Origin of the sequence: Phaeobacter sp. SYSU ZJ3003 (assembly GCF_041300735.1) — a bacterium.
Classification (GTDB): domain Bacteria; phylum Pseudomonadota; class Alphaproteobacteria; order Rhodobacterales; family Rhodobacteraceae; genus Phycobacter; species Phycobacter gallaeciensis_A.
In genome coordinates, this window is the sequence record NZ_PXNU01000165.1 from 1 (window position 1) to 418 (window position 418).

The 418-nt window shown below is 64.1% G+C and carries 1 protein-coding gene; it reads right to left on the minus strand.

What is annotated here, in order from left to right:
* Positions 1-406 (minus strand): cytochrome c (locus C6W91_RS21245; protein ID WP_370571626.1); only part of this gene is annotated, 406 nt, incomplete at its 3' end.
* Between the last annotated feature and the right edge of the window lie 12 nt (positions 407-418).

A 418-nucleotide genomic window follows, 5' to 3' on the forward strand; every position in this document is an offset into this window, starting at 1 on the left:
TCTCTCCATTTTCCGCATTGGTTCGCGCTTTCTGAGCTTCCTTTACATGCTCCGGCCAGGTGGACCGGATATAGCCCAGCACGTTGCGGATCTGCTGATCCGTAAGGCTGTCGCCAAACCCCGGCATGCCACTGTCTAACTCCATGCCCTGCTGGGCCATAAGGGCCTTGCCGCCTAGCTTGGTATAGTTGAACAGCAGGCTGTCCGAATGATGCCAGGTGTGCCCCGTTTCATCATGCGGGGGGGCGGGCAGACGCCCGTCGGGGCCGCGTGTGCGCCAGTCCGGCTGGCCTTCCAGCTGAGCCCCGTGACAGGCAGCGCAGGCTTCAGCGTAAAGGGCCTCGCCCTCGGCAATGTCCAGCCCCTCGGCGCCGGAGGCCTCCGCCGGATCCTGTCCTTGCAGCATCCAAACGCCGCC